Genomic DNA, 20402 nt, shown 5'->3' on the forward strand with positions numbered 1-20402 from the left:
CATGCATCCTAATTATAAACCGTTTTACTTTTAGTAAGCTGCTTTTTCATATGAACAGAGGTTCCTTCGCCATGCTTCGAAAATACTTCAACGGAATCCATAAAATTTTCTATAATAGTAAAGCCCATTCCAGAACGTTCTAACTCAGGCTTTGAGGTGTATAATGGTTGCCTTGCTTCATCAACATCCTCAATACCGATACCATAGTCCCTAATTGTTAATTCCACTTCTCCATCCTCATGCAAATGGCAGGTAATTGAAACCTTATGATCCGGTTCATTATTATAGCCATGAATAATGGCGTTAGTAACCGCCTCGGAAACTACCGTTTTAATTTCAGTCAATTCTTCCATTGTCGGATCAAGTTGTGCTACAAAAGCGGCAACCGTTACCCGAGCAAATGATTCATTTTGGCTGACACTTGAAAACTCTACATGCATCTCATTTCTCATGAAGCCACCCCCAATGTTTCTAACGCAAACGTTTCATTCTCCTCTAGTCGTATAATCTTAAACATGCCTGACATTTCAAACAAACGTTTGATTGAATGTGGTATAGAACAAACAACCATTTGTCCTCCCAACTGCAATACTTCCTTATATCGACCTAAGACTACACCTAGCCCTGAACTATCCATAAAACTAACCTGCTCCAAGTTCAATATTACATGTTTCACTGGATTATGATAAAGCATGTTTTTCCACTCATCACGCAGTGCTTCCGCTTCATGATGATCTAATTCTCCAGCTAAACGAACAATAAGTATGTCTTCTTTTACTTCAAATGAAAATTCTAGACCCATTTTAATCCTCCTTACATCCTTATGTAAGTACAATTCGTGATGAAATGGGTAAAATCCTTCCTAGTAGACAAAAGAGGCTAAATTCTTACCAAACTAGAAAAAATTAGTCATTCTTCGACAACTTTTGTATGGATCGTTTAAATAAGGCAAAGACAGACGCTTTGTCCAGGTCTTCTTTTATAACTAAAGGTGTTTCTGAAATTAATTGATCACCATTCTTCACTTGAAGTATTCCTACCTCATCCCCTCTTTTCAAAGGTAACTCGATCGTATTTAACTTCACAGAGGTCGTTAATTTATCAATTGCTTCCCCTTTTTTAAACACTGTACTAATGGATTGTGAAGCAACAACATCTACATGACGTTTCTCAGCTTTCAATAAATTTAGTTCGGTTATTGGTTGATCCTTATCAAAAAGCTTTTTCGTTTCATATGTGTTAAACGCATAATCTAACATATTTGATACGGTTGCATTTCTTTCTTTCGGAGTTTCTACGCCCATTACAACAGCCACAACTCGCATATCGCCTTTTTTGGCTGTAGCTGTCAAGCAATACTTTGCTTCATTAGTGAATCCTGTTTTCAAGCCATCAACACCAGGATAAAATCGAACTAGTTTATTGGTATTTACTAACCAGAATTCGTCTTCTGTCCCTTTACGTAAGTAATCTTCATAAATAGATGTATAGTTTGTTATGGATTCATAGCTTAATAATTCTTTTGCCATCATGGCCATATCATAAGCAGTACTAAAATGATTATCTGCCGGTAAACCAGATGCATTTTGGAACTGAGTATTTTTCAACCCTAATTCCTTGGCCTTATCATTCATCTTTTTGACAAAGCCCTCTTCACTTCCAGCAATTCTCTCTGCCAGGGCCACACTCGCATCGTTCGCGGAAGCGACAGCAATCCCTTTCAACAAATCCTCTACTTTCATTTCTTCGCCGGCTTCTAAGAAGATTTGAGAACCACCCATTGATGCAGCATTCTCACTAATACGTATCATTTCATCCTTTTTTAAGGAACCTTTCTCTAATTCTTCCATGATTAATAGAAGCGTCATCACCTTTGTCATACTAGCGGGTGGCAACTTCTCGTGCGCTTGCTTTTCAAACAGTATCTTACCTGTATCTCTTTCGATTAAAATGCCGGATTTAGCATCGGGAGCTAGATCAAATGTCTCTTCTTTTGGTGACTGATTATTCTCTTCAGCCACTACCGTTATCGTAAATAAGGAACATACGAAAAATAGTAAACTAATCATCAGAACATATTTTTTCATCTTGTATAACCTCCAGCAATCAATATAACTTTAGGATTACCAAAATTAAACAGTTTTATAAGTTAATAATAGATAATTTATTAACAATTAAAAAAGGAAGTATTTCTTATAGAAACACTCCCTTTTTATTACTATTCTGTTATCGTCCCATAGATAAGTTTTGGTGCTTCCACCATATCCTTGGAAATAATAATACTGGATTTAATTAGGTCAATTACAGGCTCTACGTGTTCAATATTGGTGTGAAGTGTAAGGAGCAACTCTCCAACCTGCACTGAATCTCCAACTTTTTTATGTAGTAAAATACCTGCTGAAAGATCAATTTCTGATTCTTTTGTAGCTCTTCCTGCACCTAACATCATTGCTGCTGTTCCAATTTGATCAGCAATAATAGTTTGAACTGCTCCCGATTGCTCAGCAGTAATGTCGATTTGCTTGTTGGCTTTAGGTAGCAAGTCTGTATTATCTATTACAGATGGGTCGCCACCTTGTGACGCAAGGAAGGTTTTAAAATGTTCGTAAGCTTTCCCATTAGCAATATTTTCTTCTAACATGCTTCTTGCTTCCTCAATACTAGAGGCTTTTTCCGCTAACACGACCATTTGACTACCTAAGACTAAACATAATTCGGTTAAATCTTTCGGTCCTTTTCCTTGTAACGTGTCAATTGCCTCTTTTACTTCCAAGGAATTTCCGATTGCGAATCCTAATGGTTGACTCATGTCTGATATAACTGCCATTGTATTTCTTCCAACTTGATTTCCTATAGAAACCATAGCTTTTGCCAATTCCTTTGCATCATCTATTTCTTTCATGAATGCTCCCGCACCAGTCTTTACATCTAAAACAATCGCATCCGCTCCTGAAGCAATTTTCTTACTCATTATGGAACTAGCAATTAATGGTATAGAGTTCACAGTAGCAGTAACATCACGAAGACTGTATAGCTTTTTGTCTGCGGGTGTTAGGTTCCCTGTTTGGCCAATTACAGATACTTTATTCTTATTAACCAAATCAATGAATTCTTCATTACTTATCTCGGTGTGAAAGCCAGGTACTGATTCTAATTTATCTATTGTACCACCAGTATGTCCAAGTCCTCGACCACTCATTTTAGCAACTGGAGCACCGACTGATGCCACAAGCGGAGCAAGTACTAGAGTAGTTGTATCTCCAACACCACCTGTTGAGTGCTTATCAACCTTAATACCAGATATTGGAGAAAGATCAATTTGATCTCCAGATTCAACCATTGCCTTTGTTAGGGTTGCTCTTTCTTTCTCATTCATATCTTGAAAGTAAATAGCCATCATTAGAGCACTCACTTGATAATCAGGAATATCTCCTTTTGTATAGCCAGTAATGAAGAAGTATATTTCTTCTTCAGTTAATTCCTTTCCGTCCCGTTTCTTCTCAATGATGTCATACATTCTCATGACTACACCTCCTTAGGTTAAAATGACAACGTCTGTACAATTTTTTTAACAAATTGAAGAAAATCTTGCTTTACTTTGTTCGTAGTATCAATTACTTCATCGTGTGTAAGGGGTTGGTCAAGTATACCAGCAGCCATATTAGAGATACATGAAATTCCAAGAACCCTCATATTTGCATGATTTGCAACCATTACCTCTGGAACCGTGGACATCCCTACAGCATCACCACCCCAAGTTCTTAACATGCGAATCTCTGCTGGAGTTTCATAGGCAGGACCAGTGTTCCCTACATATACCCCTTTTTGTACTTGTAGGCCCAAGTCATTTGCAGCCATTAATGCATTTTCGATATAAGCTTTATCAAAAGCAGATGACATATCTGGAAAACGTGCTCCCATCTGTTCATCGTTTGGACCGATTAGAGGGCTAGTTCCCATATTGTTGATTTGGTCTGTAATTATCATTAAATCCCCTGGATTGAAACTCTCATTAATACCGCCAGCAGCGTTAGTAACAATAAGAGATGTTATCCCAAGTTCTTTCATCACTCGAATTGGAAACGTTACTTGTTGCATTGTATAGCCTTCATAAAAGTGAAAACGACCTTGCATGGCAAGAACTTGTTTACCTTCTAGTTCACCTACGACTAACTGACCTTTATGGCCAGAAACAGTAGATTCTGGAAAATGAGGTATCTCGTTATATGGAATAACGACAGGATTCTGTATCTCGTCTGCTAACACGCCTAATCCAGAACCAAGAACTAAACCAATCACAGGTTTATTTTTTAACTTTTCTTCAATATATTGACTAGCTTCTTTAATCATTGAATATTCCATCTGAATCTCTCCTAATTAAATCTCATTTAAAAAACTTATTCCATGTGCGGGTAAGGCAACATTGAAATTATCGGCAATCGTTGCGCCGATGTCTGCAAATGTTTTTCTTATTGGTAATTCCTTACCTGTATTAATACCTTTATAATGTACAAGTAGTGGTACATATTCACGAGTATGGTCTGTGCCATGATGTACCGGGTCATTACCATGATCAGCAGTAATAATTAATAAATCATCGTCTTTTAGTTTGTTTAGTACTTCCGGAAGTCTAGCATCATATGCCTCTAAAGCTTCCCCGTATCCTTGAGGGTCTCGGCGGTGGCCATATTTGGCATCAAAATCAACAAGATTTAAGAAGCTGATTCCATTAAAGTCCAAATCCATTGAGTCCACTAATTTCGTCATGCCGTCATCATTATCTACTGTACGAATAGATTTGGTAACACCTTCACCGTCATAAATATCTGAGATTTTTCCAATTGCAATAACATCGAACTTTTCATCCTTTAATGTATTCATCACTGTCTTACCAAAAGGCTTAAGTGCATAATCATGACGGTTAGAAGTACGTTCAAAAGCACCTGGTTTACCTAAAAAAGGTCGAGCAATAACTCTCCCTACCATATACTTTTCATCTAAAGTAAGTTCTCGGGCAATCTCACAAATTCGATATTGTTCTTCAATTGGAATAACTTCCTCATGCGCGGCAATTTGTAACACAGAATCAGCTGATGTATAGACTATAAGTGCTCCTGTTTGCAAATGTTCTGGGCCAAGTTCATCTAAAATCGCAGTCCCTGAAGCCGGCTTATTACCAATAACTTTACGGCCCGTCTTACTTTCTAATTCCTGAATTAATTCATCAGGAAAACCGTCAGGAAAAGTTTGAAAAGGAGTATCGATGTGAAGTCCCATAATCTCCCAATGACCTGTCATCGTATCTTTTCCATTCGATGCTTCTTGCATCTTTGTATAATGTGCCTTAGGGGTTACCTTTTTTTCAATTCCTTTAATTTCTCTTATATTACTTAGTCCTAGTTCACCCATATTTGGCATATGTAAGCCATTCATATGTTCAGCAATATGTCCTAACGTATCAGCACCTATGTCATTAAATTTATCAGCATCTGGCGCTTCGCCAATACCAACTGAATCCATGACTATTAAAAAAACGCGATTAAATTTACTCATATTTAAAACCTCCCAATCTTATGTTGTCTATTTTCCAGAGAAATATAGACATAAACCGAAAAATAGGATGTCAGACAACTTTTTCGAAAAAAGAAATCTATGCACGTGGATGATATGATTTATACATATCTTTTAATCTTGTTTTCGTAACATGTGTATAGATTTGAGTCGTTGAAATATCTGAATGCCCTAACATTTCTTGTACGGCACGTAAATCCGCACCATTTTCTAGTAAATGTGTTGCGAATGAATGTCTAAGTGTATGTGGTGTTATCTCTTTTGTGATATTTGCTTCAGTTGCTAATTTTTTAAGTATTTTCCAAAACCCTTGTCTTGTCATTGGTCTACCGTGTTGATTTAAGAATAGTATATTCTCATCTCTATTCTTTTTTAATAGATTACGTCTAGCATATTTCAAATAATCTTCTATCGCTTTTTGTGCTACATCCCCTAGAGGTACTATCCTTTCCTTAGATCCTTTACCAAAGCATCGTACAAATCCCATCGTTAAGTGTAAATCTTCTGTTTTTAACGAAATAAGTTCACTCACTCTGAGTCCGGTAGCGTAAATTAGTTCGAGCATTGCTTTGTTTCGGATACTCAAAGGAGAGTTCCCTTTAATTTCTAGTAGCTTGTCTACATCAGCAATAGATAAAACATCAGGTAATTTTCTCTCTTTTTTTGGTGTTTCAATATGTAAGGTTGCATCATGTTTTACTACTTCTTCACGTAGTAAAAAATGGTGAAACTGACGAATGGAAGATATTGATCTTGCAATAGTAGCTGCTGATTTCCCTTCATCTCTTAACTTGTACAAGAAATGAATGATGTCAGTTCGATTAACCTCATTCCATGAGGTGTGTTCCTCTGATTGGATGCTTTCTGTGTATCTTTGTAAATCTCTCTTGTATGATTTCAATGTATTATCGGATAAACCCCGTTCGACTTGCAGATAATGAAAAAAATCATTATACGCATGATTTAGCATTCTCTACTCCCCTAATCGAAAAAAGATATTTAAACGATCGACAAAACTTTGTTCATTATTGAATACTTTAACAGATGGACCTTCTGGTGTGTCATATCGATGAAACTGTTCATATTCGGAATGCATGACCTGTAACCCAAAGTAAAATAGGCATGTACATGCAACAAATAATACAAATACCTTCACTGTATCCCATACCATCTTTTTCATATGGCAATTCTCCTTTAATAATGATTCATATTAAAAGATATGCCAAAAAAGATTCACTTTATACCTACTAGAAAGCTAGTCCCATATTTTTCTGGTGGACTACCTCTATTTTACACTAATTAGCATGCGATGAAAAATAAATAATGCCTTCTCTTTTTTGAAAAGGCATTTACATTAAGGTGCAGTTTCAACAGCTGCTTTTTGACATATTTTACATAGACCGTGGAAAGTCAATCGGTGATCTTGTACTTGAAATCCCCATTCAGATTCTACTATTTTCTCTACATCCCCAAGTAAGTCATCCATGATTTCTTCAACCGAACCACATTCAATGCAAACAAGATGATGGTGAAAGTGTTCGGCTCCTTCTTTGCGTAGATCGTATCTGGAGACGCCATCGCCAAAGTTAATTTTATCAATTATTTTTAGTTCTGATAATAATTCCAACTTACGATAAACCGTAGCTAAACCAATTTCAGGAGCTTTTTCTTTTACTAATAAATAGATATCCTCAGCACTCAAATGGTCTGCTTCACGTTCCAGCAATACTCGTACAGTGGCTTCACGTTGTGGAGTCAGCTTATAGCTTTGTGCATGAAGTTGTTTCTTAATACGATCAATTCGATGTTCCATGGCGATCTCCTCCCTCATATCCCATCTTTATTATATGCACACGAATAATGCGTGTCAAAGCTTAAATGTTGTAAAATCTTTTTCGTTACTATTTCGTGACATATAATGATTTTATATAGGAAACCATCGCTTCATTTGCAATATAAGCCTCTATTAGTGCTGGAACAATAGAAATAAGAAGTAAGGCAGCAAAAACGGATACATATTTAATTAACGGATTTAATACAGGTCGTGAAAATGAGCCTTTTCTTGAAAATAATTTATTCAACAAACTAAGTGTAAATATCATCGATAAACTTCCTGCTACGACATAAATTGGTATAACTAATATGTTTTGAGGAGCTATTGAAAATGTTGCAAGTATAAACCCATTAAAACCAAGTTGGTTAACAATAAAGCCAACAGAGAACCCCACTACTAAACCTTTTAGAAAAATTAAAACCCAAACAACCGGTAAACCGATAACCGATAGTCCTAATATAAATAATAACAACAAATATTTCGCGTGATAGAAGAAACTTTCTTTTACGATTTCGTTACTATTTATTGTATTTTCATTTGTCAAATAACCAAAAAATCGTTCTAGATAAAAGAATAAGTCTGTTCTCTGGCCGACTCCCATGCTATTTACTACAATTGCTCCAAAAATAATGCCTGTTAGGAATAATATTATCATAAATACATAGATAGTTGCGTGAGTTTTTAAGTGGTCCATTACTAGTGTTCGGTTGTTCATTGGAATCCTCCATTCACTCTATTATGTCTATATTAGAAGGTATGAAGAATTCCTGTTAAACATTCCTATCGAATCTATCTTTTTAAATCATTTTAATTGATTTAACTCTCTGATACACTTCCATACTTTCCACCACCACCGGCTGTAATTGCCAGCTTTCCTTCTCTCATTTGTATGATTAAATTTGCGAGATGTTCCGGTACGACTTCTACTAATAGATCATAAGGCACATGATGGATGATGTTCATTTCTGTTTGAAACTTCTCTAATAATTTCGTATATGTTTTTGGTCCAAGCTTCGGTAAATACTCTAAAGGTACTTGATATAAGTATGGTGGTCGCCCCTTTGATTCACCTTCAGAATCTGCAAGCTCTTTAATTCGATCTGCTACACCTTTTACAATTTTCTTTGACCTACAATTATCACAAATAGACGCATCGGGGGCCAAATAGTGCAGGCATTTGTCGCAAACTGTTCGATGATATTTACCTAACTGTGGGTTCATTCCAAAGTTACGGATTATTTTTCTTCCTTCAACCTGATGTAACGCATAATTGAACTCTTTAAACGAGGGTTCCTCCATGAGAATCTCCTGATACTCTCTACCAATTTTAGCTAATGAATGGGCATCAGAATTTGTAACATACGTATAAGAATGCAGTTCTTTGATTTGATCTGCCATAAAAGTATCTGAACTCAGTCCTAGTTCAATCCCATCTATCAAATCTGGATCTAAAACTTCTTCTAATGATTGTTTTACTCCCTTACCAAAGAGACTCTTATATGGTGTAAAAACATGCGCCGGAATAAAAATTCCTTCTAGTTCTTTTACTTTATATTGTAAGTCCTTCGCTGATCCATAATAACGTTGTGAACTAAGTGTTATATTTTTCATTCTAGTAACAAGCCACTCGGAGAGCTTTGCCATATGGCTTAAAGTTGGAAGAAAACAAAGCACGTGAATAGGTCCCTTACAGTTTTCGTCATAGACTTCTATTTCTGAGCCCAATATTAACGTAACTTCCTCAAACCGGATACCTCCATCTTCCAATTCATACGCCAGGCCCTGTTCAATAAGCTGCTTTAATTCCAGTTGAACATTAGGTGATTGGCAATCGATAACTCCTATTAGATTGATCCCTTTATTTCGGCCCGACTCTTTTAGTATATTCGTTATTGTTAAGCTCTTGGATGCTGTAATCTTTACTGGTTGATTAAAGATGTCTCTTCCTATATGGATGTGCATATCAGCAAAATATGATGTTAACATTTATAACAGCTCCTGCATTTCTAAGTAAAGGACAGCATAGTTTGTTTTTGCATCATGTATCCGTAGTTCTTCTACCATCTGTTTTGCTTCTTCCAAAGTCACCTCTAAAATCTCCACAAACTCATCCTCATCCATTGATGGTGCTTCAACAAGCTTTTCTAACTCTTTTGCTACGTAGATATGCATTATTTCATCTGCAAAACCGGGAGAAGAATAGAACGACGTTAGTTTCGTAAGGCTCTTTGTTGTATATCCAGTCTCTTCCTCTAACTCACGAACAGCAGTTTCCTGTGGGTCCTCCCCTGGCTCCAATTTTCCTGCTGGTATCTCTACTATTGATTTCTCCAAAGGCTTTCGGAACTGTTCAACAAGAACAATTTTCCCTTCTTTTGTCATCGGTATAACTGCGACAGCACCAGGATGTTTAATTATTTCTCTTGTAGATTGTTTTCCATTCGGTAGGGTGACCTCATCTACTTGTAGTTTAACTACTTTCCCGTCAAAAATCTTTACTGTATTGATCGTCTTTTCCTCAAATTTACTCATTACCTTCATCCTCTTATCATAATGGTTTCATTTTAGCATAAGCATTCTTTCGTGTTAATGACATACTACTTGGCATTCTCGTTTAATTTACAATAAGATAAATGTAGGAGGTTGATTACATGAAGAGACGTAAACTTGGTAAATCGGATATAGAGGTATCGGTATTAACACTTGGTTGCATGTCACTTGGTACAGATAAAGAAAAAGCTAAAAATATAATTGACTTTGCATTAGACGCCGGGATTAATCACCTTGATACCGCTGACCTATATGATTTCGGATTGAACGAAGAATTCGTTGGGGATGCAATAAGAAACAAACGGAACGAAGTAATTCTTACAACAAAAGTTGGTAACCATTTCAATAAAGAGTCCAAAGATTGGTTCTGGGATCCTTCAAAGGCATACATAGTAACCGAAGTAAAAGAAAGCCTACGCAGACTTAAAACAGATTATATTGACTTTTACATGCTACATGGTGGAACATTAGAAGACCCAATTGATGAAACAATTGAAGCATTTGAAGAATTAAAGAAAGAGGGCATCATTCGAGCTTATGGTATATCCTCGATAAGACCCAATGTTATTAAAGAATATATTAATAAATCCTCTATTGATGGCGTAATGACACAATATAGTTTATTGGACCGAAGACCAGAGGAAGAAATACTGGATTTATTACACAACAATAAAATTAGTGTTTTGGCACGCGGACCGCTGGCGAAGGGAATGCTTAGTAACCAAGCACAAAAACAGATAGTTGTAAAAGGGGCGAATGGATATCTAGAATACTCTTTTGAAGAGTTGAAAGCCGTCCATGAGGAACTTACCACTATTTCCCCTAATATTAATGAACTGTCGCTTAAATACGTTTTAAAGCATCCCGCTGTAGCAAGCGCAGTATTTGGAGCAAGCTCTACTAAGCAAGTTGAAGAGAGCACTAGTTCTAATGTGAACGATCCGTTGAGTGACAAATTGTATGAGAAATTAAAGTCTATTACAAAAAACATTAGATACCTACAGCATAGATGAATCATTGACTAGAAAGCTTGGTAGTTCTATTTACAGCCAAGCTTTCTCTATGATTTCTCTTCTCTAGCGATTGATTAACCCATAATATATGAGACTCTCAAACCTGTTATCTTTTTTTATATGATCCTCAAAATGGCCTTCCTTCACCATGCCTAGCTTTTCCATGACTCTACCAGAAGCAGGATTTGAGCCGAAATAACGAGCAAATACTTTGTGGTATCCTTTTTCCTCGAATGCAAATCGTATCACTGCCTCAGCCGCCTCTGTAGCATAGCCATTCCCCCAATATTCCTCGCCAATCCAATAAGCAATTTCTCCATGTTGATTGCTTCGATTATTTGATAAAGCTATCGCACCAAATAAATCACCTGATTCCTTATCTGTAATTGCAAATTCATAGGCTTTATTTGCATTAAAATTCTCTAGATGTCTTTCCATCCAAGCAAGGGCATGGTCTTTATTGTATGGATATGGCAAGTACAAGGTACTTTTGTAAATATTATAATTGTTGCATAGATTAGCTACGGTATCTGCATCTGTTTTTTGAAACAATCTAAGTAATAGTCTACCTGAAGTAATTGTCTTATTTTTTTCATCATATTTCATTTGGTGCACCTCCATCAATATTAGTTATTTAAGACGGTTCTTATAGCTATTCTTTCAAAATTATTTCTTTAGCCTTTACGTATCGACTTTCCTGATTAATTTTTATTCGCTCTTCTAATATTACTTCAACGTTATGATAACTATTAAAATCATTGAGATTCAGCTTCCTTCCTTTCACATCCTTTAACGTTGTTAAGTTTGATAATTGAACGACACATTCATACGCTGGTCCTTCCTCACCAAAGAATCCATTATTTATCACGCTTGAACAATCAACCTCAAAAAAATCTTTTCCTACGTGATAAACCGTACCTTCAAAAGATTTTATTCCGATAAAATTTGGCATTAATAGGATAATAAAAATTAACATTAAGATAGAAAGCGTTGATATCACAGTAAAAATAATAATGGACTTGTTCGATTGTAGCATAGGTTCATCCCCTCCCAACCTACTTTACTCTGCATCATTATGATAGATAAAACTATTACCTTGTCTTTTTACATGAGGTATTAGTTCTTCTGATATGTTCAGGGCTTCCTCTCTCGTGTCTGCTGGAACCGAAATCATGTAACCTTCTGAGCCACTCCAAGAACCACTATTCCCCCCAGAGTCGACAGAATTAACCATTATCGTAATTTTGCTGAAATCTTCACTTGCATGGACTGCTCCAACCACATAAAGGTCTAGAATAGTTTCTTTTCCATTGCGATGATTAGAAAAGATAGTCCCTTGCTCTCCAATATTTATTATTAACTGTAAATTTGTTCGATCCTCAGGAACGATTTGGATTCCGTCCGTTTCAAAATCAATAGTTCCCTCAAAAGACTTTTTACCAGTGATGTAGTTCTGCAATTTTCCATCTAGATGAATGGTTATGCTTTCTGAAATCTCCGTATCACCTAATTGGTAATATACACCTTGTAACGTCTCGCTATAATGTTTAGGAAAAAGATACCAACCTATAAAAATAACAATAATTATAATGACGGAAACGACTATTTTTTTCTTCATTACTTATCCCCCATATAAAAAAATCGCGCATAAAATTCATTTGTGAATGATAGCACGATGTTGTTCATAGTAATATTTGTTTGATTACTAGTTTAAGATAAAATACTATTCGTTGGAATAAATGGGTTTAATATTCCTTCAGGACTGGATAGTCGGAAAGTGCCGTTGGAATAATCCAGTTTCATCAGTTCCGCAAAAAATATAGATTGCATCTCATTGACAATGGTTGGCATTGCATTATTTTCAACTTCTATAAATTGCTTATCCTTTTGAGATACTAGGCAAAAAGTTGGCATACCATTGACACCGCAACCTAACCCCTTCGTATCATATCGTAACAAAAGATATTTATCTTCCTGACGTTTTAGTTCATTTATTTTAGTAAAAGCAACCGATGTAATTGTTAGTTTCATTAAACTCTCCACTTTCATTCTATTTCTTAGTAAACTGTTTTTTTAACGCTCTCTCCATAAGACTTGGAAAAAGCTGATAGAATCTACTACCTAAATCCATCCACATAGGCAAATTAATTTCCCGCCTGCTAGTGAATAAGTTTTTAGTAATTTTACTTGCAACCTTATCTGGATCTAACATATATCGATCCACGCTTTTTTGATAGTTACCTTCCGGATCGGCCAGGGAGAAAAAATTAGTTCGAACAGGACCAAGATTGACTGCTGTAACAAAAATGTTTTCGCTCGTAACTTCCTGCCTTAAAGCATTTGTAAAACCTAAGACAGCATGCTTGGTTGACGCATAAACAGCAGACTTTGGTGTCGAAATCTTACCTGCCTGTGAAGCAATATTAACGATATGCCCTTCTTTTCTCTCCAAAAAGTGTGGTAAAAATAACTTTGTCATTCTTATCAGTGCAAGTACATTCAGCCGAAACATAACCTCAATATCTTCCCAACGTGTTTCGCCTACGTACTGAAACACGCCTGAACCAGCATTATTAACTAATGCATCAATTATCTCATGATCTCTAAAAACCTTCTCGATTACTTCATCCATTTCTGAGTCATTGGTTAGATCTACTTTATAATAATAAGCAATTATGTCTGTTTCCTCTTTAATTTGTTCTTGTAATTGCCTCAATTTATCTAGTGACCTAGCTAGCATAATTGGTGTTCCACCATTTGCTGCAATAGTCCTTGCTAATTTTTCACCAATACCACTTGATGCACCAGTGATGACAATCTTTTTTCCTTCCAAATTAATTTGCATGATAATAGAATTCCCCGTTCTCAATTGTATTTGTAACTAATCCTTGGTCTTCTAAATAGTCTAGTTGCCCAATGGTTTCTGACATCGTTAAATCTATTTGTGATTCAAACTGCCTTGGAAAAATCTGTTCACACAATTGGAAAGGAGTTTGAGCATATTCCTTTAATAGCCCTAGTACTTTATTTGCTCGACTTTCTTGTTTTGAAAGCACTCGAGAAACAACTGCTTCAACATCAGTGAAAATCTTACCATGTCCAGGTAAAACTACTCCAATATCTAATGTTAAGCACTTCTCTAAATTCGCTCGATATTGCAATAACGGTTTTGGTCGCTCTTTTCCTCCAACTGCAGGAGGCTCCATAATTGGATTTGGACTTATATGATGAAGTAAATGATCCCCTCCAATAAAGGTTCCATCGTTACCTAGGAAGGAAACATGGCTCTGAGCATGCCCTTTCGTTTCGATTACCTGGAATTCTGGGTGACCAGGCAAGACATTTCCTTCACCAATCGTATTCGTTAGCTCACCTTCCCCTGCCCATTTGAGTTGTTCCCGTAACTTAAATAAATGAGAGCGAAAACGTTTTGGTACTCCATTCTCTTCGAAATAATTAATATAAAATGCTTCGAAATGGTTAAAGTAGTCTTCATCTCTTGTTAGCCAAGGCTCGACGTTTCTATGTCCAACGATATGATTCACTCTTTCAAATCTATTTATTAATCCTGTGTGGTCAGGATGATGATGTGTTAAAATGATTTGTTCGATATCACTTGGTTTATATCCTATTTCTTTTAACTGTTCTACCAAAGCTGTCCAAGCATCTTCTGTTCTTACCCCTGCATCAATTAAAGATAACGTATCCCCTTTTAATAGGTAAACATGCGTATCCCCAACCGCAAAAGGAGTTGGTACTGTTAGTTGATGAATAGTTTTATTTAATACTGTCATACAGTTTCCCCTCAATTCTAAAACACACTAGATTCTTTCTGACGACTGAATAGTCATTCATTCACCTATGTATTATTTTAACGCTAAAATAAAAAGAAGTCACTTATCAATTCTCAAGGAACAATCTATTGCTAGGTCTCCCTACTGTATATTGGTTGACTTTCCCATAAATTTAAAACAAAATCAAACTAGAGGTGAAGCTCTTGACAACTAAAATCATTGCCCATCGTGGCGCAAGTAAGCTTGCTCCAGAAAATACAATGTATGCCTTTGAACTTGCCTATAATTTAGGTGCAGAAGGTCTGGAAACAGATGTTCAATTAACAAAGGATCACATACCTGTCTTAATCCATGATGAAACATTAAAACGTACAACAAGTGGTAGTGGGTATGTAAAAGATTTTACGTATGAGCAATTACAACGTTTAGATGCAGGCTCTTGGTTTGCTCCAGAATTTCGTGATGCTAAAATTATTTCATTAGAAGACTTTTTAACTTGGGTAAAACCTAAAGATTTATACCTTAATATTGAATTAAAGAATAATAAAATTGACTACAATAATTTAGAATCAATGGTCTATGACATGTTAAAGAGTCATCGTTTATTAGAACGGACAACATTATCGACCTTTAATCCGAATAGTGTTGAAAGACTAGTAAAATACAAAGATGATATTGAAATTGCCTACCTAACTTCCAAACGGAACCCAAACCTAGTAGAGCACGCCAGAAGGCTCGGAGCAAGTGCACTTCATATCAAATATCGGTTAGTTAGTGAACAGTTAATCCGACAATCACATGATGCAAACATGCCAGTTCGTGTATATACCGTGAATAAATATAAGCATATGATGAACTGTTATGAACATGGATGTGATGGAATTTTTACTGATGTTCCTTATAAAGCATTAACCTTTCGAAAAGTTTTTCAGTTTAAGAAGCAATTATAAATGGAGGTCTTTTAAATGGCAAAATTATTTACACCAATTTCCTTTAAGAATATGACATTAAAAAATAGAATTGTAATGTCTCCCATGTGTATGTATTCATGCGAAGAGAAAGATGGCATGATAACTCCATTTCACATGACTCATTACATATCAAGAGCTGTTGGTCAGGTTGGCTTAGTGATGTTGGAGGCAACTGCAGTAGAGCCTGCAGGTCGTATTACTGCGAAAGACTTAGGTATATGGGACGACAAGCATATTGATGGTCTTTCCGAATTGGTGGAGGAATTGCATACATTCGGTACAAAGGCTGGAATACAATTAGCCCATGCAGGTCGAAAAGCGATGGATGAAGAAGTTATATACGGCCCTTCCCCACTTGCATTCAATGATAAGCTTAGAGTTCCATCAGAATTAGACTCGGAAGGGATAAATAGAGTTATTGACGGTTTTGCAAATGCTGCGAAACGTGCGAAAAAAGCTGGATTTGATATGATAGAGATCCATGCCGCTCACGGTTACTTAATCAACCAGTTTTTATCTCCTTTATCGAACAAACGAACAGACGAATATGGTGGAAGTAGAGAAAATCGTTTCCGATTCCTGAAAGAAATTATAGAAGCAACCAAAAAAGAATTCTCTAACCCAATATTTGTTCGCATATCTTCCGATGAATATCATAAAGATGGAAATACATTAGAAGATTTTATCTTCTTTTCTAATAGCTTAAAAGACTTAGGCATAGAATTAATTGATTGTAGTTCTGGTGGAGTAGCTCCAGTTCAAATTAATACGTATCCAGGCTATCAAATAAAACGTTGCGAAACAATCAAACAAGCAGTGGGCATTGCTACAGGTGCCGTAGGTTTAATTTCTACTGGTATCCAAGCAGAGGAAATCCTCCAAAATGATCGTGCAGACCTAATATTTATTGGTAGAGCCTTGTTGAGGAACCCTTATTGGGCACTAAATGCCGCTGAAGAACTAGGATATTCACTAGAATCCCCAATTCAATATTCTAGAGGTTGGAGATAGGAGGCATCATATGGAGTTGTTTTTCCTAGGTACAGGCTCTGGTGTCCCTTCAAAAGAAAGAAATGTTTCAGCATTAGCACTTATGTTATTACAAGAGGCGAATAGTGTATGGTTATTTGATTGTGGTGAAGCGACACAACACCAAATCTTACATACTTCTATTAAGCCAAGAAAGATTTCGAAGATTTTTATTACACATTTGCATGGTGATCACATTTTTGGCTTACCAGGACTTCTCAGTTCTAGATCTTTCCAGGGTGGCGAAGATGAATTAATTATTTATGGTCCCAAAGGAATCAAGGAGTATGTGGATACGAGTTTAAGGCTTAGTGGCACGCATGTAACCTACCCTCTCTCCTTCGTTGAAATTTCAGAAGGAGTAATACTAGAGGATGACAATTTTATCGTCAAGTGTAAAAAACTTGAGCATGGTTTGCCTAGTTACGGTTTTCGTATCGAAGAAAAGAACAAGCCTGGGGAACTATTAGTAGAAAAGTTGAAGGCAGATCATGTTAGTCCGGGACCGATTTATGCCAATATAAAAGAAAATGAAGTAACCATATTAGAGGACGGGCGTCAAATCCGGCGTCAGGACTATGTAGGACCTGATAAAGCCGGTAGACATATCGTTATTCTTGGCGATACGAGATCAACAGAACAAAATGTAAATTTTGTCCAGGCCGCTGACCTTCTTGTACATGAGGCAACTTTTAATAAAGAAAGTGTGGAACTTGCAAGAAATTACTATCACTCGACTACAGCACAAGCAGCTACACTTGCCAAGTCAGCTAACGTGAAGCAGTTAGTTCTTAATCATATTTCTTCCAGATATCAGAAAGAAGAAATAAAAATGCTATTACAGGAGGCACAAGCAATTTTTCCGAATACAGAGATTGCTAGCGACTTTTATCAAATAAGTGTTCCTTCCAAATAAAGGAGTGGTTGTTACGTGCAAATAAGTGAATTAGTAGAAAAGCAACGTGAATTTTTCTTTAGTGAACGTACATTTGATTATCGTTTTCGTATTGATCAGTTGCGCTTATTACGGAACATGCTTGAAAAGTATGAGAAAAAAATTTATCAAGCACTAAAACAAGATCTAAACAAATCAACCTTTGATTCCTTTACCACCGAGCTTGGATTTCTCTATAACGAGATTAAACATACTGAAAAACATTTAAAAGAGTGGATGCAAGATGATTTAGTAGATGCACCAATTACCCATAAAGGGACTAAAAACTATATTCGCAAAGAGCCTTATGGCGTAACATTAGTCATTTCACCATGGAATTATCCATTGCAGCTTGCACTTGCACCAGCTATTGGAGCTATTGCAGCCGGAAATACAGTAGTTATTAAACCGTCTGAGTACAGCCCGTCTACCTCCTCCCTTTTGGCAAAGATGATTGGAGAAACATTTGATAGTAATTTTATCACAGTAGTACAAGGTTCTAAGGAAGTTAGTGAAGCTCTTTTAAATCAACGATTTGATTATATCTTCTTTACTGGAAGTACAGCGGTAGGTAAGATCATTATGAGAAAAGCAAGCGAGCATTTAACTCCTGTAACACTTGAACTGGGTGGAAAAAGTCCTGCAATTATAAATAAAGATGCTAACCTTTCGATTACAGCAAAGCGTATCATCTGGGGGAAATATACCAACGCTGGACAAACATGTGTTGCCCCGGATTATCTCTATGTACATCATAAAATTAAAGATAAACTTTTAAAAGAAATGAAGAAACAAATAAAGAGTATTTTTAGCACTAATGCATTGGATAATGAGGACTTTGTGAGAATAATTAATGAAAACCATTTCAATCGTCTAGTTGCCTACTTATCGAATGGAACAGTTGCATACGGTGGAAAAGTCGATCGCAATCAATTGAAAATCGAGCCCACTCTGCTAGATGACGTTTCATGGGAAGAACCAGTAATGCAGGATGAAATCTTCGGACCAATACTACCTATTCTAACATTTGAACATTTGGAAGAAGTGATTTCAGATTTAAAACCTCGTGAAAAACCACTGGCTCTCTATTATTTTGGTGAAAAAGAAAAAGACCAAGAAAAAGTAATGAATAGTCTTTCATTTGGAGGCGGATGTATTAATGATACACTATATCATCTAGCTAATCCTAACTTACCTTTTGGCGGAGTAGGAAGTAGTGGCATGGGAAGTTATCATGGTAAACATAGCTTTGACACATTTTCTCATCATAAAAGCATATTACAACAAACTACCAAGTTCGATCTGCCTTTCCGCTATCCTGGTGGAAAACTTACATTATCCCTTATCAAGAGGCTGATGAAATAGTTCGTAGAAATTTTTCATAAACAAAAGTAGACTTGAATTCCCGTATCGGAAAACTTCAAGTCTACTTTTTAAAGTCATCTAGAAAATCTTTTTGGAAACTTGTTCGAGGTTGTTGATTAATATCCTCTTTGATTTCAACAAACGGGCTTTTACCAAATTTCTGTGTCAGTTTATCAATTGCAGAATAAAGTTTCTCTTTCTCTGCATCTTTTTTGTACGTAAATAAGTCTAGTTGCTGGACAATATTTTGTTTTTCCTCAATATCTTGTACAGTAACCCCTAATAACCGAATAGGTTCTTGATTCCAATGGGTTTCAAATAACTCAAATACGACTTGGAGTATATCTTCCTTCTTTTCTATAAAGTTAGGTAGTTTTTTACTCCTAGTAATTGTTTTTCTATCATGGTAGCGTATCGTTAGTTGAATGGACCTTCCGGCAGCTTGCTTCCGCTTCATTCTTATTTCAACATTCTCTGCTAGCGAAGATAGTAGACCACGTATTTCCGATTCATCAGTTGTATCCATCGGTAATGTTTCAGAGCTACCTATACTCTTGAACTCATTTACTGCATCAGGGTCTACTGGTCTTAAATCTATTCCATTGGCCCGATTCTTTAACCGTTCTCCGTTTATACCTAATAATTGTTTTAGTTGGTAAACATCCGCTAAAGCAAGATCGCCGATTGTTTCAATCTCAATCGTGTTTAGTTTCTCCGCTGTCTTCTTACCGACGCCATACATCTCTCCTACAGCCAATGGCCAGAGTTTTTCTGGAACATCCCTTTTACGTAAAACAGTAATCCCCATTGGCTTCTTCATATCAGATGCCATTTTGGCTAAGAATTTATTAGGTGCGATACCTATACTACAGGGTAAATCTAGTTCTTTTTTAATTTTTAGTTGAAGCTTTTCGGCTAATTGTAGCGTGTCCTTAGGCTCTGTTGCATCAGTTACATCCATGTAGCCCTCATCTATGGAAACAGGTTCTACATAAGGTGTAATAGAATACAGAATCTTAAAAATCTCTCTTGAGGCAAATCGATATCGTTCAAAGGTAGGTCGGACAACGATTAGTTCAGGACATAATTTTCTCGCTTGCCAAATCGGCATCGTTGTTTTAACACCTTTTGCTCTAGCCTCGTAATTACTCGTAATAATAATCCCTCTGCGTTCCTCGGGATTCCCCGCTACAGCTAATGGCTTACCTTTAAACGCCTGATTATAGGTCATTTCTACTGATGCATAAAAGCTATTCATGTCTAAGTGAAATATAATACGTGCTTTATTACCTTTCATATCTCTTTAGCACCTTTCCGAACGGTTGTTTCTAGCCTATTATA

24 protein-coding genes are annotated in these 20402 nt (G+C 36.3%); 5 read left to right on the plus strand and 19 right to left on the minus strand.

Annotated features, from left to right (window positions below; genetic code table 11):
- Positions 1-8 precede the first annotated feature (8 nt).
- From spoIIAB to TE34_RS13660, 12 genes are all read right to left on the minus strand, one after another.
- Positions 9-452, minus strand: a complete 444-nt coding sequence (spoIIAB, locus tag TE34_RS13605; protein WP_047985359.1) for an anti-sigma F factor — start codon at positions 450-452, stop codon at positions 9-11.
- Positions 449-802 carry an anti-sigma F factor antagonist gene (spoIIAA, locus tag TE34_RS13610; RefSeq protein ID WP_047985360.1) on the minus strand — a complete coding sequence of 118 codons (354 nt, stop codon included), beginning with the start codon at positions 800-802 and terminating at the stop codon, positions 449-451. Before spoIIAA ends, spoIIAB begins: the two co-directional genes overlap by 4 nt.
- Positions 803-905: 103 nt before the next feature.
- Positions 906-2087 (minus strand): D-alanyl-D-alanine carboxypeptidase family protein, encoded by a 1182-nt coding sequence (locus TE34_RS13615; RefSeq protein WP_047985361.1) that lies wholly within the window; start codon positions 2085-2087, stop codon positions 906-908.
- 131 nt (positions 2088-2218) lie between these two features.
- Positions 2219-3523: a pyrimidine-nucleoside phosphorylase gene (locus TE34_RS13620; protein ID WP_047985362.1), complete on the minus strand. Its 1305-nt coding sequence runs from the start codon at positions 3521-3523 to the stop codon at positions 2219-2221.
- 17 nt (positions 3524-3540) lie between these two features.
- A complete protein-coding gene (locus tag TE34_RS13625) occupies positions 3541-4362 on the minus strand; it encodes a purine-nucleoside phosphorylase (protein ID WP_047985363.1) in 822 nt (273 codons plus the stop codon).
- 15 nt (positions 4363-4377) lie between these two features.
- Positions 4378-5553 carry a phosphopentomutase gene (gene deoB / locus TE34_RS13630; protein ID WP_047985364.1) on the minus strand — a complete coding sequence of 392 codons (1176 nt, stop codon included), beginning with the start codon at positions 5551-5553 and terminating at the stop codon, positions 4378-4380.
- Positions 5554-5650: 97 nt separating this feature from the next.
- Positions 5651-6541: a site-specific tyrosine recombinase XerD gene (xerD, locus tag TE34_RS13635; RefSeq protein ID WP_047985365.1), complete on the minus strand. Its 891-nt coding sequence runs from the start codon at positions 6539-6541 to the stop codon at positions 5651-5653.
- A 3-nt stretch (positions 6542-6544) separates the two neighbouring features.
- Positions 6545-6751 (minus strand): YqzK family protein, encoded by a 207-nt coding sequence (locus tag TE34_RS13640; protein WP_047985366.1) that lies wholly within the window; start codon positions 6749-6751, stop codon positions 6545-6547.
- Positions 6752-6925: 174 nt separating this feature from the next.
- Complete coding sequence (gene fur, locus TE34_RS13645; protein WP_047985367.1) at positions 6926-7384, minus strand: ferric iron uptake transcriptional regulator; 459 nt, start codon at positions 7382-7384, stop codon at positions 6926-6928.
- A gap of 88 nt (positions 7385-7472) precedes the next feature.
- A complete protein-coding gene (spoIIM, locus tag TE34_RS13650) occupies positions 7473-8120 on the minus strand; it encodes a stage II sporulation protein M (RefSeq protein WP_047985368.1) in 648 nt (215 codons plus the stop codon).
- 101 nt (positions 8121-8221) lie between these two features.
- On the minus strand, positions 8222-9391 hold the full coding sequence (locus TE34_RS13655; RefSeq protein WP_047985369.1) for an endonuclease Q family protein: 1170 nt from the start codon (positions 9389-9391) through the stop codon (positions 8222-8224).
- Entirely contained in the window at positions 9392-9937 is a 546-nt protein-coding gene (locus TE34_RS13660; protein ID WP_047985370.1) for an NUDIX domain-containing protein, read from the minus strand.
- 119 nt (positions 9938-10056) lie between these two features.
- On the opposite strand from TE34_RS13660, the gene TE34_RS13665 reads away from it, so the two are divergent.
- Positions 10057-10968 carry an aldo/keto reductase gene (locus tag TE34_RS13665; RefSeq protein WP_047985371.1) on the plus strand — a complete coding sequence of 304 codons (912 nt, stop codon included), beginning with the start codon at positions 10057-10059 and terminating at the stop codon, positions 10966-10968.
- Between the two features lie 63 nt (positions 10969-11031).
- Here the strand turns inward: TE34_RS13665 and TE34_RS13670 are convergent, their stop codons facing one another.
- The 6 genes from TE34_RS13670 to TE34_RS13695 all read right to left on the minus strand — a co-directional run bounded on the left by TE34_RS13670 (position 11032) and on the right by TE34_RS13695 (position 14762).
- On the minus strand, positions 11032-11574 hold the full coding sequence (locus tag TE34_RS13670) for a GNAT family N-acetyltransferase (RefSeq protein ID WP_047985372.1): 543 nt from the start codon (positions 11572-11574) through the stop codon (positions 11032-11034).
- Positions 11575-11620: 46 nt separating this feature from the next.
- A complete protein-coding gene (locus tag TE34_RS13675; RefSeq protein WP_047985373.1) occupies positions 11621-12004 on the minus strand; it encodes a hypothetical protein in 384 nt (127 codons plus the stop codon).
- Positions 12005-12028: 24 nt separating this feature from the next.
- Complete coding sequence (locus tag TE34_RS13680) at positions 12029-12586, minus strand: hypothetical protein (protein ID WP_047985374.1); 558 nt, start codon at positions 12584-12586, stop codon at positions 12029-12031.
- Positions 12587-12678: 92 nt separating this feature from the next.
- On the minus strand, positions 12679-12999 hold the full coding sequence (locus tag TE34_RS13685) for an iron-sulfur cluster biosynthesis family protein (RefSeq protein WP_047985375.1): 321 nt from the start codon (positions 12997-12999) through the stop codon (positions 12679-12681).
- Between the two features lie 19 nt (positions 13000-13018).
- Complete coding sequence (locus tag TE34_RS13690) at positions 13019-13813, minus strand: SDR family NAD(P)-dependent oxidoreductase (RefSeq protein WP_064971734.1); 795 nt, start codon at positions 13811-13813, stop codon at positions 13019-13021.
- The gene (locus tag TE34_RS13695; RefSeq protein ID WP_047985376.1) at positions 13803-14762 is read right to left on the minus strand and encodes an MBL fold metallo-hydrolase; all 960 of its coding nucleotides are present in this window, start codon (positions 14760-14762) and stop codon (positions 13803-13805) included. Before TE34_RS13695 ends, TE34_RS13690 begins: the two co-directional genes overlap by 11 nt.
- A gap of 194 nt (positions 14763-14956) precedes the next feature.
- Between TE34_RS13695 and TE34_RS13700 the strand changes: the two genes are divergently transcribed.
- Genes TE34_RS13700 through TE34_RS13715 form a run of 4 tightly spaced genes read left to right on the plus strand, consistent with a single transcriptional unit; the run spans position 14957 to position 19061 of the window.
- Positions 14957-15712 (plus strand): glycerophosphodiester phosphodiesterase, encoded by a 756-nt coding sequence (locus TE34_RS13700; protein WP_330218316.1) that lies wholly within the window; start codon positions 14957-14959, stop codon positions 15710-15712.
- 15 nt (positions 15713-15727) lie between these two features.
- Entirely contained in the window at positions 15728-16744 is a 1017-nt protein-coding gene (namA, locus tag TE34_RS13705) for an NADPH dehydrogenase NamA (protein WP_047985378.1), read from the plus strand.
- A gap of 10 nt (positions 16745-16754) precedes the next feature.
- Positions 16755-17678 (plus strand): ribonuclease Z, encoded by a 924-nt coding sequence (gene rnz / locus TE34_RS13710; protein ID WP_047985379.1) that lies wholly within the window; start codon positions 16755-16757, stop codon positions 17676-17678.
- Between the two features lie 21 nt (positions 17679-17699).
- On the plus strand, positions 17700-19061 hold the full coding sequence (locus TE34_RS13715; protein WP_157037636.1) for an aldehyde dehydrogenase: 1362 nt from the start codon (positions 17700-17702) through the stop codon (positions 19059-19061).
- A 61-nt stretch (positions 19062-19122) separates the two neighbouring features.
- On the opposite strand, the gene TE34_RS13720 is transcribed toward TE34_RS13715, so the two are convergent.
- Positions 19123-20358 (minus strand): DNA polymerase IV, encoded by a 1236-nt coding sequence (locus tag TE34_RS13720; protein WP_047985381.1) that lies wholly within the window; start codon positions 20356-20358, stop codon positions 19123-19125.
- Positions 20359-20402 lie beyond the last annotated feature (44 nt).

It is taken from the genome of Ornithinibacillus californiensis (assembly GCF_001038485.1).
In the GTDB taxonomy this organism is placed as follows: Bacteria; Bacillota; Bacilli; order Bacillales; family Amphibacillaceae; genus Ornithinibacillus; species Ornithinibacillus californiensis.

Excerpts from the sequence above, each read along its gene's own strand:
- spoIIAB (WP_047985359.1), bottom strand. The coding sequence starts at position 452 with ATGAGAAATGAGATGCATGTAGAGTTTTCAAGTGTCAGCCAAAATGAA.
- spoIIAA (WP_047985360.1), bottom strand. The coding sequence starts at position 802 with ATGGGTCTAGAATTTTCATTTGAAGTAAAAGAAGACATACTTATTGTT.
- TE34_RS13615 (WP_047985361.1), bottom strand. The coding sequence starts at position 2,087 with ATGAAAAAATATGTTCTGATGATTAGTTTACTATTTTTCGTATGTTCC.
- TE34_RS13620 (WP_047985362.1), bottom strand. The coding sequence starts at position 3,523 with ATGAGAATGTATGACATCATTGAGAAGAAACGGGACGGAAAGGAATTA.
- TE34_RS13625 (WP_047985363.1), bottom strand. The coding sequence starts at position 4,362 with ATGGAATATTCAATGATTAAAGAAGCTAGTCAATATATTGAAGAAAAG.
- deoB (WP_047985364.1), bottom strand. The coding sequence starts at position 5,553 with ATGAGTAAATTTAATCGCGTTTTTTTAATAGTCATGGATTCAGTTGGT.
- xerD (WP_047985365.1), bottom strand. The coding sequence starts at position 6,541 with ATGCTAAATCATGCGTATAATGATTTTTTTCATTATCTGCAAGTCGAA.
- TE34_RS13640 (WP_047985366.1), bottom strand. The coding sequence starts at position 6,751 with ATGAAAAAGATGGTATGGGATACAGTGAAGGTATTTGTATTATTTGTT.
- fur (WP_047985367.1), bottom strand. The coding sequence starts at position 7,384 with ATGGAACATCGAATTGATCGTATTAAGAAACAACTTCATGCACAAAGC.
- spoIIM (WP_047985368.1), bottom strand. The coding sequence starts at position 8,120 with ATGAACAACCGAACACTAGTAATGGACCACTTAAAAACTCACGCAACT.
- TE34_RS13655 (WP_047985369.1), bottom strand. The coding sequence starts at position 9,391 with ATGTTAACATCATATTTTGCTGATATGCACATCCATATAGGAAGAGAC.
- TE34_RS13660 (WP_047985370.1), bottom strand. The coding sequence starts at position 9,937 with ATGAGTAAATTTGAGGAAAAGACGATCAATACAGTAAAGATTTTTGAC.
- TE34_RS13665 (WP_047985371.1), top strand. The coding sequence starts at position 10,057 with ATGAAGAGACGTAAACTTGGTAAATCGGATATAGAGGTATCGGTATTA.
- TE34_RS13670 (WP_047985372.1), bottom strand. The coding sequence starts at position 11,574 with ATGAAATATGATGAAAAAAATAAGACAATTACTTCAGGTAGACTATTA.
- TE34_RS13675 (WP_047985373.1), bottom strand. The coding sequence starts at position 12,004 with ATGCTACAATCGAACAAGTCCATTATTATTTTTACTGTGATATCAACG.
- TE34_RS13680 (WP_047985374.1), bottom strand. The coding sequence starts at position 12,586 with ATGAAGAAAAAAATAGTCGTTTCCGTCATTATAATTATTGTTATTTTT.
- TE34_RS13685 (WP_047985375.1), bottom strand. The coding sequence starts at position 12,999 with ATGAAACTAACAATTACATCGGTTGCTTTTACTAAAATAAATGAACTA.
- TE34_RS13690 (WP_064971734.1), bottom strand. The coding sequence starts at position 13,813 with ATGCAAATTAATTTGGAAGGAAAAAAGATTGTCATCACTGGTGCATCA.
- TE34_RS13695 (WP_047985376.1), bottom strand. The coding sequence starts at position 14,762 with ATGACAGTATTAAATAAAACTATTCATCAACTAACAGTACCAACTCCT.
- namA (WP_047985378.1), top strand. The coding sequence starts at position 15,728 with ATGGCAAAATTATTTACACCAATTTCCTTTAAGAATATGACATTAAAA.
- rnz (WP_047985379.1), top strand. The coding sequence starts at position 16,755 with ATGGAGTTGTTTTTCCTAGGTACAGGCTCTGGTGTCCCTTCAAAAGAA.
- TE34_RS13720 (WP_047985381.1), bottom strand. The coding sequence starts at position 20,358 with ATGAAAGGTAATAAAGCACGTATTATATTTCACTTAGACATGAATAGC.